Below are 12,578 nucleotides of genomic sequence, written 5' to 3'. Positions count from 1 at the left end.
CCCAGGGTACCGGCCGGATCGTGCGCGCTACCCTGGGCGACATGAGCCTCCAGAACACCGCTGACTCCGCCGTGCCCGCGCCCGCCTCCGCCTGGGGCTACGGGCTGGCGACGATCGCCTCGGACGGCACCGTCCTCGACACCTGGTTCCCCGAGCCGCGCCTCGGCTCGATCCCTGCGGGTCGCGATCCGTGGATCGTGCCGGCCGAGTTCGAGGCGCTCGCGGGCGAGGACGCGCGGCGCGAGGTGCGGATCGACGTGGTGACGCTGCAGATCGACCTGCGGACCGCGCCGGCGTCGACGTCGGACGCGTACCTGCGGCTGCACCTGCTCTCGCACCTGCTGGTGCAGCCGAACACGGTGAACCTCGACGGGATCTTCGCGCACCTGCCGAACGTCGTGTGGACGAACGCGGGGCCGGTCGCTCCGGACTCGTTCACGCGGCTGCGGCCGTCGCTGCGGCGCCACGGGATCCAGGCGGCGGGGATCGACAAGTTCCCGCGGCTGACCGACTACGTCACCCCGGCGAAGGTGCGCATCGCGGACACCTCGCGGGTGCGCCTGGGTGCGCACCTCGCTCCGGGGACGACGGTCATGCACGAGGGCTTCGTCAACTTCAACGCGGGGACGCTCGGCAGCTCGATGGTCGAGGGCCGGATCTCTCAGGGCGTCGTCGTCGGCGACGGCTCGGACATCGGCGGCGGCGCCTCCATCATGGGGACGCTCTCGGGCGGCGGCGTGCAGCGCGTGTCGATCGGCGCTCGCGCTCTGCTCGGCGCGAACTCGGGCATCGGCATCTCGATCGGCGACGACACCGTCGTCGAGGCCGGGCTCTACGTCACGGCGGGGACGAAGGTCGTCGTGGTCGGCGGCGCCCCGCGCGCCGACGGGCAGCCGCAGACGGTCAAGGCCGTCGAGCTGTCGGGGGTGCCGAACCTGCTCTTCCGCCGCAACTCGCTCACCGGCGCGGTCGAGGTGCTCCCCCGCACCGGCGCCGGCATCGAGCTGAACACGGCGCTGCACGCCTGACGCGGGGGCGGGGCACATGCTGGTCGAGTAGCCGCGGGACGCGGTGTATCGAGACCCACCCGCCGACGGACGCCGGGTCTCGATACGCCCGCAAGCGGGCTGCTCGACCAGCAGAGAGCCCGCACAGCGGGGCAGTGCGGGCCCGCGGAACGGGCTCCTCGGGCCGGGTCAGCGGTCGGTCGGCCAGTGGCGCTCGGGGGCGCCCGTGTAGAGCTGCTGGGGGCGGCCGATCTTGGTCTGCTTGTCGGTGTTCATCTCGCGCCAGTGCGCGATCCAGCCGGGCAGGCGGCCGATGGCGAAGAGGACGGTGAACATCCGCGTCGGGAAGCCCATGGCCTTGTAGATGACGCCGGTGTAGAAGTCGACGTTCGGGTAGAGGCGGCGCTCCTTGAAGTAGTCGTCCTCCAGCGCGAGCGCCTCGAGCTCCATCGCGATGTCGAGCAGCGGGTCCTTGACGCCCAGCGCCTGCAGCACCTCGGACGCGCTCTCCTTGACCAGCTTGGCGCGCGGGTCGTAGTTCTTGTACACCCGGTGGCCGAAGCCCATCAGGCGGACGCCCTCCTCCTTGTTCTTCACCCGCTCGACGAAGGTCTGGACGCTCTCGCCGGACTCGCGGATCCGGCCGAGCATCGTGAGCACGGCCTCGTTCGCGCCGCCGTGCAGCGGGCCGAAGAGGGCGTTGATGCCGGCCGAGACGGACGCGTAGAGGTTGGCCTCGGTCGAGCCGACCAGGCGGACCGTGGAGGTCGACGCGTTCTGCTCGTGGTCCTCGTGCAGGATCAGCAGGCGGTCGAGCGCCTTGGAGAGCACCGGGTCGACCTCGAACGGCTCGGCCATGGTGCCGAAGTTCAGCCGGAGGAAGTTGTCGACGAAGCTCAGCGAGTTGTCCGGGTAGAGGAACGCCTGGCCGATCGCCTTCTTGTGGGCGTACGCCGCCATCACCGGCAGCTTCGCCAGGAGGCGGATGGTGGTGAGCTCGACCGCCTCCGGGTCCTTCGGGTTCGAGCTGTCCTCGTAGTAGGTCGACAGGGCCGACACGCCGGCGGCGAGCACCGACATCGGGTGCGCGCTGTGCGGCAGGGCGTCGAAGAAGCGCTTGAGGTCCTCGTGCAGCAGCGTGTGCCGGCGGATGCGCTCGTCGAAGCCGGCGAGCTCGTCCGCGGTGGGCAGCTCGCCGTAGATCAGCAGCCAGGCCACCTCGAGGTACGTCGCATTGGTCGCGACCTCCTCGATCGGGTACCCGCGGTAGCGCAGGATCCCCTGGTCGCCGTCGATGTAGGTGATGCTCGACTTGGTGGCGGCCGTGTTGACGAAGCCGTAGTCGAGCGACATCAGACCGGTCTGCTTGGAGAGCGTGGAGAAGTCGATGCTCGAGGAGCCGTCGACGCTGCGCAGCACCGGGAACTCCGCGGTGCGCTCGCCGAACGTGAGCGTCACCTTCTCGGGCAGGACCTCGGCCGCGGCCGGCGCACTCTCCGTGGCGGGCTCGGGTGTCTCCACCGTCGCGGTTCCGTCGCTCTGCGTGCCGGATTCGGTCACAACGCCTCCCAGGTCATCGGTCGCACCCGGGTGCGCTCGCGCGGAGCGGGCGGCGCCGGGGGCTGGAACTGGCCGGACCCAGGGCCGTTTGTGGCGACGCTGACCGAACCGCATACAGCCTATGGGCAAAGCGGGGGCACTGTGACATCGCCCAGTGCTCGTCCCCGTCCGTTGTGGAGATGCTTCAGGATCGGGGCGCGCGGCGGGTCAGAGCCCGTGCGCGAGCCGCTCGGCGGCCGCCGCGATGCGCTCGTCGGTCGCGGTCAGCGAGAGCCGGACGTGCTCGGTGAAGTGGTCGCCGTAGAAGACGCCGGGGCCCGCGAGGATCCCCCGGCGCGCGAGGCGGTCGATCGACTCCCAGGCCGGCCGGCCCTCCGTCGCCCAGAGGTAGAGGCCCGCCTCGCTGCGGTCGACCCGGAAGCCGGCGGACTCGAGCGCCGGGCGCAGGAGGTCGCGGCGGGCGCGGTAGCGCTCCTTCTGCTCCGCCACGTGGCCGTCGTCGCCGAGCGCGACGACCATCGCCTCCTGGAGCGGCGCGGGGACGATCATCCCGGCGTGCTTGCGCACGGTCACGAGCCGCGCGATCAGCTCGCGGTCGCCCGCGATGAAGGCGGCGCGGTAGCCGGCCAGGTTGGACTGCTTGCTGAGGGAGTAGACGCCGAGCACGCCCCGGCGGTCCTCGCCGGCCACCCGGGGGTCGAGGACGCTCGGGATCGGCTCGGCGGCCCAGCGGCCGTCCCAGCCGAGCTCGGCGTAGCACTCGTCTCCCGCCACGACAGCGCCCAGCTCGCGCGCCCGCTCGACCGCGCGCCGCAGCGCGTCCACGTCGAGCACGGCGCCGTCCGGGTTGCCCGGCGAGTTCAGCCACACCAGCCGCGTCTCGGCCGGCCACTCGCCGGGGTCGTCGGAGGCGAGCACCGAGGCGCCGGCGATCGCGGCGCCCATCGCGTAGGTCGGGTAGGCGGCACGCGGATGGACGACGACGTCGCCCTCGCCCAGGCCGAGCAGGAACGGCAGCCAGGCGACGAGCTCCTTCGAGCCGATCGTGGGCAGGACCTCGTCGAGGCCCAGACCCGGGACGCCGCGCCGACGGGCGTACCAGGCGGCGATCGCCTCGCGCAGCGCCGGGGTGCCGACCGTGGTCGGGTACGCGTGCGCATCCGTCGCCCGCGCGAGCGCCTGGCGGATCGGCGCGGGCGTCGGGTCGACCGGCGAGCCGATCGAGAGGTCGACGATGCCGCCGGGGTGGGCCGAGGCCACCCGGGTGGCGGGACCCATCAGGTCCCAGGGGTAGTCCGGCAGCGGTCCGAGTGCCACGGACGCGCGCTCAGTGGCTCTGCGGCGGGAGGACGGCGATGACGGGGTGGTCCTTCGCGATCACTCCGATCTTCGCGGCTCCGCCCGGGGAGCCGATCTCGTCGAAGAACTCGACGTTGGCCTTGTAGTAGTCGGACCACTCCTCGGGGAGGTCGTCCTCGTAGTAGATGGCCTCGACGGGGCACACCGGCTCGCACGCCCCGCAGTCGACGCACTCGTCGGGGTGGATGTAGAGCGAGCGCTCGCCTTCGTAGATGCAGTCGACCGGGCATTCGTCGATGCAGGCGCGGTCTTTGACATCGACGCACGGAAGTGCGATCACGTAGGTCACGGTCGTGGACGTCCCTTCGAACAGTGGTCTCTATCGTACGGGGAGCGGCGGGGCGGTGCTGTCGGCCGCGGGCTCCACCGGAGCAGGAGCGGCCGGCGTGCGGACCCGGGGCCAGGCGATCACCACGAGGGCGATCAGCGCGGGCGCGAAGGTCCAGACGACGCCGAGCCCGTTGGCGGGCACGAGGACCGAGCCGCCGGTGCTGCGCAGCGCGAGCAGCCCGATCGCGCCGAGCAGGCCCATCGCGGTGCAGAAGGCGACGAAGCGGTCGACCATCACGAGACGCAGACCGAGCAGGAGCAGCAGCACCGCCGCGAGCGAGACGGCCAGGCCGACCGGGATCACCGCCTCGCCGACGCTCACCGTGCTCTGGTGCGCGACGGTCGTGATCGCGCCGACCACCGCCCCGGTGACGACGGAGAGCACGCCCGAGACGATGCGGGTGACCGGATCGGGCCGCTCCTCGGCGACCGGCTCGGGCGGGACCGGCGCCCCCTCGGGGCGGAAGCGCTCGAGGCGGCCGATCGCGAACGGCGGCCCGCTGGAGAGGCGGAGCTCGTCGCTCTCCACGACCAGCTGGGTGCGGTGCGCCTCGAGGGCGGCGCGCTTGCGCGCGTAGTCGTCCTCGTCCAGCTCGATCGCGACGTCGCCGGGCTCCGCCGGGGCGGACTCGGGCAGCACGGCGAGGCAGCGCAGTCCGAGTCGCTCGGCCGCCGTCGAGGCGATCAGGGCGGCGCGGATGTGGTCGGGGTGCCCGTAGCCGCCGCCGGCGTCGTAGGAGAGGACGAGGGTCGCACCGGTCTGCAGGAGCACGGCGACGAGGTCGGCGATCGCCTCCTCCTCGGGTGCGGAGGTGAAGGAGCGCGGGTCCGCCGGCTCGAGCGGGACCGGGACGCGTCCGGGGCCCCACTGCATGCCGGAGTCGCGGTAGATCCGCGGGGCGAGGCCGGCCGCGCGGGCGGCGGGGTCGCCGAGGAAGCGGTGGTCGGCGACGCCGAGCGCGGTGAGGGCGACGACCAGCTCGGTGGTGCGGTGCGCGGCGAGCTCGTCCGAGCCCTCGAGGTGCGCGAGATCGGTCGGGATGACCTCGCCGCACTCGCCGCGGGTCGCGGTGACGACGGTGACCGCGGCACCGTCCGCGACGAGTCTCGCGAGCGTTCCGCCCATCGTGATCGTCTCGTCGTCGGGATGGGCGTGCACCGCCACGACCCGCTCGCCTGCGCCGTCTCGACTCGCGTCCACTCTCCGCCTCTCGTCCGTCGTGTGCTCTCGTGCGCCGCGGGCCCTCGCCCGGAGCGCCCCGGATCGTCCGCCCGGCGCCCGCACATCGGGCGCGCGGCGTCATGTCTGGACAGCCGAGCGGACGGCCACTACAGTCGTCCTCGGGTTAGGCAAGGCTTACCTGAGGATGCGGTCCGGGGGCGGGAACCGCCCCGTCCTCCCGCGCTGACGACGAAGAGAACACACGTGCTCGCAAACTACCTCATCGGCCTCCGCGAAGGCCTCGAAGCCGGACTCGTCGTCGGCATCCTCGTCGCCTACCTGACGAAGCTGCAGCGCCGCGACGTCCTCCCCCGGCTCTGGACCGGCATCGCCGCCGCGGTCGTCCTCTCCCTCGTCACCGGCGCCATCCTGACCTGGGGCCCCTACGGGCTCAGCTTCACCGCGCAGGAGCTGCTCGGCGGCGGCCTCTCGCTGCTGGCCGTCGGACTCGTCACCTGGATGATCTTCTGGATGGGCGCGAACGCTCGCAGCCTGAAGGGCGAGCTGGAGTCCAAGCTCGACGCCGCGGTCAGCGGCTCCGCCCTCGGGATCGTCGTGCTCGGCTTCGTCAGCGTCGGGCGCGAGGGGATCGAGACCGCGCTGTTCGTCTGGGCGAGCGTGTCCTCGAGCAGCGCCTCCTCCGGCTCGGACGCCTGGGTCGGCACGATCGGCGCCTTCCTCGGCATCCTCAGCGCGGTCGTCGCCTCCTACCTGATCTTCCGCGGCTTCGTCCGGATCGACCTCGGCCGCTTCTTCACGTGGACGGGCGGGTTCCTCATCGTGGTCGCGGCCGGCGTGCTGCTCTACGGCGTCGGCGACCTGCAGGAGGCGGCGCTGCTGCCCGGCTGGGGCACCCCGCTGTTCGATCTGGGCCCGATCCTGCCCGCCACGGTCGCCGCGATCCTCGGCGGCCTCTTCAACTACACCCCCGAGCCGACGGCGCTGCAGTTCTCCGCCTGGCTGCTCTACCTCGTCGTGGTCGGGTCCCTGTTCGTCCGCCAGGTCCGCTCCCGCCGGCCGCGACGGGGCAGCGCGGCCCCGGTCGCCGCGCCCGTCGCCACCTCCGTCTGATCCCGCTCCGGCGCCGCCGGAACGACCTCCCACCACCAGGAGAACCATGCCCTCGCGCACTCGACCCCGCCTCCCCCGCGTCGCCACCGGCCTCGCCGGTGCCGGCGCTCTCGCCCTGCTCCTCGCCGGCTGCGTGCCGAACACCCCGGCCGCCTCCTCCGCCGCGGCCCTCGAGGTCGCGATCGACGACGGCGCCTGCGCGGTGTCCGCCGCGACGGCCGAGGCGGGTGCGGTGACCTTCGCGCTCGAGAACACCGGCTCGGACGTCAACGAGTTCGAGATCCTCGCCGAGGACAAGCTGCGCATCGTCGGCGAGAAGGAGAACGTGACCCCCGGGCAGAGCGTCTCCTACGTCGCCCAGCTCGAGCCCGGCACCTACTACACGGCCTGCAAGTTCCAGCAGGTCGGCGCGCCCGTCGGGCTCGCCGAGTTCACCGTGACCGGCGAGGCGACCGAGCAGTCGGCCGACGAGCAGGCCGCGACCGAGGCCGCCGTCACCAACTACGTCTCCTACGTGCAGTCGCAGTCCGGCGAGCTGCTGCCCGCCGTGACGGCCTTCGCCGACGCCTACGCGGCCGGTGACGACGAGAAGGCCCGCAGCCTCTTCGCCGCGACCCGCGTCTTCTACGAGCGCATCGAGCCGACCGCCGAGGCCTTCGGCGACCTCGACCCGAGGATCGACTACCGCGAGGTCGACGCCGTCGCCGAGGGCCTGGACTGGACCGGCTTCCACCGCATCGAGAAGGACCTCTGGGTCCCCGCCGCCGACGCGCTGAACTCCGACGGCACGAGCGCCTGGCTCGACTGGGCGCGGTCCACCCCGGAGCAGCGGACCGCGTTCGCCGACGGTCTCGTCTCCGACGTGCAGGACCTCTACGACCTCGTCGCCGCGCCCGACTTCACCGTCTCGGTCGGCGACATCTCGAACGGCGCGATCGGCCTGCTCGACGAGGTCGCCGCCGGCAAGATCACCGGCGAGGAGGACTGGTGGTCGGGCACCGACCTGACCGACTTCGCCGCCAACGTGCAGGGCGCGGAGGTCGCCTTCGGCAACGTCGAGCCGATCGCGACCGCCACCGGCGAGGACGGCGCGGCGCTGACCGCGGACATCGGCCGGCGCTTCGCCGAGCTCGACGCGATGCTCGCGCAGTACGGCTCGATCGACTCCGGCTTCGTCGCCTACTCGAGCGTCACCGCCGAGCAGAAGAAGGAGCTCTCCGACCAGGTGAACGCCCTGTCCGAGCCGCTCTCCCAGCTCACGCACACGGTGCTCGGCGTCGAGGAGCCCGCGGAGTAGTGGAGCCCGAGCAGAACACCGTCGGCGCCGCCGACGAGTCGGGCCGGCCCGACGAGCAGCCCCGCCGCCTCTCGCGGCGCGGGCTGCTCGGGCTCGTCTCGGCGGGCACCGCAGGACTGGCCGCGGGCATCGGCGGGACGGTCGCCGTCACCTCGGCGACCAGCGCGACCGCCTCCTCCGCGGCGACCCGCGTCGTGCCGTTCTTCGGCGCGAATCAGGCCGGCATCACGACGGCCGCGCAGGACCGGCTGCACTTCGCGGCGTTCGACCTGGCCTCCAGCGTCACGCGCGACGACCTGATCGAGCTGCTGCAGGACTGGACGCTCGCGGCCGCCCGCCTCACCCAGGGGCTCGACGTCAGCGAGGAGGGCGCGGTCGGCGGACCGGACACGGCTCCGCCCGACGACACGGGCGAGGCGCTCGGTCTCGACGCGTCCTCGCTGACGCTCACCTTCGGCTTCGGTCCGACGCTCTTCACCGACGAGTCGGGCGCCGACCGCTTCGGCCTCGCCGACCGGCGACCGGCCGAGCTCGCGGCGCTCCCCCGCTTCCGAGGCGACGCGCTGGTGCCGTCCGCGGGCGGCGGCGACCTCTGCATCCAGGCCTGCGCGGACGACCCGCAGGTCGCGGTGCACGCCATCCGGAACCTCAGCCGGATCGCCTTCGGGCGCGCTTCGCTGCGCTGGTCGCAGCTCGGCTTCGGCCGCACCTCCTCCACCTCGACGGCGCAGGCGACTCCGCGGAACCTCTTCGGCTTCAAGGACGGCACGGCCAACGTCAAGTCGGAGGAGCCGGACGCCGTGCAGGAGCACGTCTGGGTGCAGGACGCCGACGGGCCGGCCTGGCTCGCGGGCGGCAGCTACCTCGTGGCGCGCAAGATCCGGATGATCATCGAGACCTGGGACCGCAGCCAGCTCGGCGAGCAGGAGCGCGTGATCGGCCGGAGCAAAGGCTCCGGTGCGCCGCTCTCGGGCGGCGGCGAGTTCACCGAGCCCGACTTCGCGGCGGCCGGCGCGACCGGCGCTCCCCTCGTCGACGAGCAGTCGCACGTGCGGCTCGCGCACCCGACCGTGAACAACGGGGTCCGGCTGCTGCGCCGCGGCTACAACTTCGTCGACGGCAACGACGAGCTCGGGCGGCTGAACGCGGGGCTGTTCTTCCTCTCGTTCCAGCGGTCGCCGGAGCAGTTCATCGCGATCCAGAAGAACCTCGCCGGCGACGCGCTGAACGAGTACATCAAGCACGTCGGCTCGGCGGTCTTCGCGGTCCCGCCGGGGGTGCGCGACGAGGGCGACTTCGTCGGCTCGGGGCTGTTCGCCTGAGCCCTCGGCGTTCCTGAGGGGATCTCCATACCGGCACAGCTCGTCGGCGGCTGCCTCTCCGAGCGCGGCAAGGTCGGCTCCCTAGCCTCGACGGCGATGTCCGGGAACAGTGCGAAGAACCAGCCGACGAAGCGCGAGCGACAGGAGCTCGCCCGCCTCGAGGCGCGGGAGCGGCGCGAGCAGGAGCGGCGTCGGAAGCGGCGGAACCGGGTGCTCGGCCAGAGCGGTGCGGCGGTCGGCGTGCTCGCCGTCGTGGCGCTTGTGGCGTGGAACATGTGGTCGCAGCAGGAGATCGCGAGCACCGGGCCGGCGAACATGCTGAGCGACGGGATCGTGCTCGCGGGGGCGGAGTCGGCGGTCACGCCGGTGACGACCGCTCCCCTCGAGGCGGGCGAGGAGCCGGTCCCGACCGACGAGGCGGCGACGCGCGCCGGCGGCGTCGTCACGGTCGACCTGTACGTCGACTACCTGTGCCCGTACTGCGGGCAGTTCGAGACGGCGAACGCGGCGAACCTGCAGTCGTGGCTGACGCAGGGGGCGATCACGCTCGAGATCCATCCGGTCGCGATCCTGGACTCCTCCTCGGCGGGATCGGAGTACTCGAGCCGCGCGGCGAACGCCGCGGCCTGCGTCGCGGACGAGGATCCGGACCGGTTCCTCGCGGTGCACGAGGCGCTGTTCGCGAAGCAGCCGGCCGAGGGGACGACCGGGCTGAGCGACGACGAGCTGCGGGCGCTGGTGACCGAGGCCGGAGTGACCGACGACGACGTGCTGGCGTGCATCACGAGCGGCGAGTTCCGGCCCTGGGTGGCGGCGGCCACGAAGCGGGCGACGAGCGGCGCGCTGGCGAACTCCTCGGTCGCGAAGCTGAGCTCGACGCCGACCGTGCTCGTCAACGGCGAGCAGTACACCGGCAAGCCGGACGACGCCGACGCGTTCGTCGCGTTCATCACCGCGACGCTGGAGGCGGAGGGCGCGACGCCCGCGCCGACGCCGGCGGGCTGACGACGGGTCTCGATGCGCCGCTCCGCGGCTGCTCGACCAGCAGGAAGCGGGCCCCGCGCTGGGCCGACCGACCAGCATGCGAGGGCGCTGCACTCCACGCCGGCCGAGCCGTCTGCGACGGCGCTGCGCTTCATGCTGGTCGAGTAGCCCTCGCAGAGGGCGTATCGAGACCGACGCTCTGCAGGCCCGTGGTCTCGATACGCCGCTCCGCGGCTACTCGACCAGCATGCTGCAGCCCATGCTGGTCGAGTAGCCCTCGGAGAGGGCGTATCGAGACCAACGCTCTGCAGGACCTCGGTCTCGATACGCCGCGTTCCGCGGCTGCTCAACCAGCATGAAGGGCCGGAACGACGAACGACCGGCGGAGCGGGCTCCGGCCGGTCGTGCGTCGTGGCGGGCGCCGCTGGGGCGCCCGGGGATCAGGCCTGCTTCTTGAGGCGGCTGGTCGCGCGGGCGCGGGCGTTCGCGTCCAGCTCGACCTTGCGGATGCGCACGATCTCGGGGGTGACCTCGACGCACTCGTCCTCGCGGGCGAACTCGAGGCACTCCTCGAGCGTCAGCTGGCGCGAGGGCGTCATCGACTCGAAGGTGTCGGAGGTGGACTGACGCATGTTGGTCAGCTTCTTCTCCTTGGTGATGTTCACGTCCATGTCGTCGTTGCGCGAGTTCTCGCCGATGACCATGCCCTCGTAGACCTCCTCGGTGGGGTTCACGAAGAAGGTCATCCGCTCCTGGAGCGCGATGATCGCGAACGGCGTCACGACGCCGGTGCGGTCGGCGACGATCGAGCCGTTGTTGCGGGTGACGATGGCGCCGGCCCACTGCTCGTAGCCGTGCAGGATCGCGTTCGCGATGCCGGTGCCGCGGGTGGTGGTGAGGAACTCGGTGCGGAAGCCGATCAGGCCGCGCGAGGGGACGGTGAACTCCATGCGGACCCAGCCGGTGCCGTGGTTCGCCATGTTCTCCATGCGGCCCTTGCGGGCGGCGAGGAGCTGCGTGATCGCGCCGAGGTACTCCTCCGGAGCGTCGATGGTGAGGTGCTCGAAGGGCTCGTGCACCTTGCCGTCGACCTGGCGGGTGACCACCTGGGGCTTGCCGACCGTGAGCTCGAAGCCCTCGCGGCGCATCTGCTCGACGAGGATGGCCAGCGCGAGCTCGCCGCGGCCCTGGACCTCCCACGAGTCGGGACGGCCGATGTCGAGGACCTTGAGCGACACGTTTCCGATGAGCTCGCGGTCGAGGCGGTCCTTCACCATGCGCGCGGTGAGCTTGTGGCCCTTGACCTTGCCGACCAGCGGCGAGGTGTTGGTGCCGATGGTCATCGAGATCGCCGGGTCGTCGACCGTGATGGCCGGCAGCGGGCGGATGTCCTCCGGGTCGGCGATGGTCTCGCCGATGGTGATCTCGGGGAAGCCCGCGATCGCGACGATGTCGCCGGGGCCGGCGGTCTCGGCCGGGTAGCGGTCGAGTGCCTTGGTGATCAGCAGCTCGGTGATGCGCGCGTTGGTGTGCGAGCCGTCGTGGTGGACCCAGGCGACGGTCTGGCCCTTCTTGATCGTGCCGTTGAAGACGCGGAGGAGGGCGAGGCGGCCGAGGAACGGCGACGCGTCGAGGTTGGTGACGTGGGCCTGGAGGGGCGCCTCGTCGTCGAAGGTCGGCGCCGGGATGTGCTTGAGGATCGCCTCGAACAGCGGCTCGAGGTCCTCGGCGTCGGGGAGCGTACCGTCCTCCGGCTTGTTCGCGGAGGCGCGGCCGGCCTTGCCGGAGGCGTAGACGACGGGGACGTCGAGGATCGCGTCGAGGTCGAGGTCCGGGACGTCGTCCGCCATGTCGGAGGCGAGGCCGAGGAGGAGGTCCTGGCTCTCGGCGACGACCTCGTCGATGCGGGCATCGGGACGGTCGGTCTTGTTGACCAGGAGGATGACGGGGAGCTTCGCCTCGAGCGCCTTGCGGAGCACGAAGCGGGTCTGCGGGAGCGGGCCCTCGGACGCGTCGACGAGGAGGCAGACGCCGTCGACCATGGACAGGCCGCGCTCGACCTCGCCGCCGAAGTCGGCGTGGCCGGGGGTGTCGATCACGTTGATGGTGATGGGACCGTCGACCGCGTGCTTGCCGCTGTAGGACACAGCGGTGTTCTTCGCGAGGATCGTGATGCCCTTCTCGCGCTCGAGCTCGTTCGAGTCCATCGCGCGCTCGTCCACGTGGGCGTGCGCGTCGAAGGAGTTCGTCTGCTTGAGCATGGCGTCCACCAGGGTGGTCTTGCCATGGTCGACGTGGGCGACGATCGCGACGTTGCGCAGGTCGGAGCGGGTGGCACTTGCCATGTGAACGGACTCGTCTCGTGTTCTCGTGCAGTAAGGGGGACCCTCCATCGTACCGCAGGCGCGCGCCGCGACGACGGAGGG

10 protein-coding genes are annotated in these 12,578 nt (G+C 72.1%); 5 read left to right on the top strand and 5 right to left on the bottom strand.

Features of this window, described 5'->3' with window-relative positions; translation table 11 throughout:
* The first annotated feature begins 41 nt into the window (after positions 1-41).
* Complete coding sequence (dapD, locus tag GTU73_RS07625; protein WP_160088314.1) at positions 42-1,028, top strand: 2,3,4,5-tetrahydropyridine-2,6-dicarboxylate N-succinyltransferase; 987 nt, start codon at positions 42-44, stop codon at positions 1,026-1,028.
* Positions 1,029-1,196: 168 nt separating this feature from the next.
* Here dapD and GTU73_RS07620 read toward each other — a convergent pair whose 3' ends face one another.
* The 4 genes from GTU73_RS07620 to GTU73_RS07605 form a co-directional block, all read right to left on the bottom strand.
* Positions 1,197-2,477, bottom strand: coding sequence for a citrate synthase (locus tag GTU73_RS07620; RefSeq protein ID WP_160091274.1), 1,281 nt, complete (start codon positions 2,475-2,477; stop codon positions 1,197-1,199).
* 297 nt (positions 2,478-2,774) lie between these two features.
* The gene (gene dapC, locus GTU73_RS07615; protein WP_160088312.1) at positions 2,775-3,884 is read right to left on the bottom strand and encodes a succinyldiaminopimelate transaminase; all 1,110 of its coding nucleotides are present in this window, start codon (positions 3,882-3,884) and stop codon (positions 2,775-2,777) included.
* Positions 3,885-3,894: 10 nt separating this feature from the next.
* Positions 3,895-4,215 carry a ferredoxin gene (fdxA, locus tag GTU73_RS07610; RefSeq protein ID WP_160088310.1) on the bottom strand — a complete coding sequence of 107 codons (321 nt, stop codon included), beginning with the start codon at positions 4,213-4,215 and terminating at the stop codon, positions 3,895-3,897.
* A gap of 30 nt (positions 4,216-4,245) precedes the next feature.
* The gene (locus tag GTU73_RS07605; protein WP_160088308.1) at positions 4,246-5,457 is read right to left on the bottom strand and encodes a PIG-L family deacetylase; all 1,212 of its coding nucleotides are present in this window, start codon (positions 5,455-5,457) and stop codon (positions 4,246-4,248) included.
* Between the two features lie 225 nt (positions 5,458-5,682).
* Between GTU73_RS07605 and efeU the strand changes: the two genes are divergently transcribed.
* The 4 genes from efeU (at position 5,683) to GTU73_RS07585 (ending at position 10,173) form a co-directional block, all read left to right on the top strand.
* Positions 5,683-6,549, top strand: a complete 867-nt coding sequence (efeU, locus tag GTU73_RS07600; protein ID WP_160088306.1) for an iron uptake transporter permease EfeU — start codon at positions 5,683-5,685, stop codon at positions 6,547-6,549.
* Positions 6,550-6,595: 46 nt separating this feature from the next.
* Positions 6,596-7,846 (top strand): iron uptake system protein EfeO, encoded by a 1,251-nt coding sequence (gene efeO / locus GTU73_RS07595; RefSeq protein WP_160088304.1) that lies wholly within the window; start codon positions 6,596-6,598, stop codon positions 7,844-7,846.
* Positions 7,846-9,168 (top strand): iron uptake transporter deferrochelatase/peroxidase subunit, encoded by a 1,323-nt coding sequence (gene efeB, locus GTU73_RS07590; RefSeq protein WP_160088302.1) that lies wholly within the window; start codon positions 7,846-7,848, stop codon positions 9,166-9,168. Before efeO ends, efeB begins: the two co-directional genes overlap by 1 nt.
* A 96-nt stretch (positions 9,169-9,264) precedes the next feature.
* Entirely contained in the window at positions 9,265-10,173 is a 909-nt protein-coding gene (locus GTU73_RS07585) for a thioredoxin domain-containing protein (protein ID WP_160088300.1), read from the top strand.
* Positions 10,174-10,592: 419 nt separating this feature from the next.
* On the opposite strand, the gene typA is transcribed toward GTU73_RS07585, so the two are convergent.
* Positions 10,593-12,497 (bottom strand): translational GTPase TypA, encoded by a 1,905-nt coding sequence (gene typA, locus GTU73_RS07580; RefSeq protein ID WP_160088298.1) that lies wholly within the window; start codon positions 12,495-12,497, stop codon positions 10,593-10,595.
* Positions 12,498-12,578 lie beyond the last annotated feature (81 nt).

This window comes from Rathayibacter sp. VKM Ac-2804 (assembly GCF_009866655.1).
Lineage (GTDB): Bacteria > Actinomycetota > Actinomycetes > Actinomycetales > Microbacteriaceae > Rathayibacter.
This window is presented reverse-complemented; position numbering and strand designations above follow the sequence as displayed.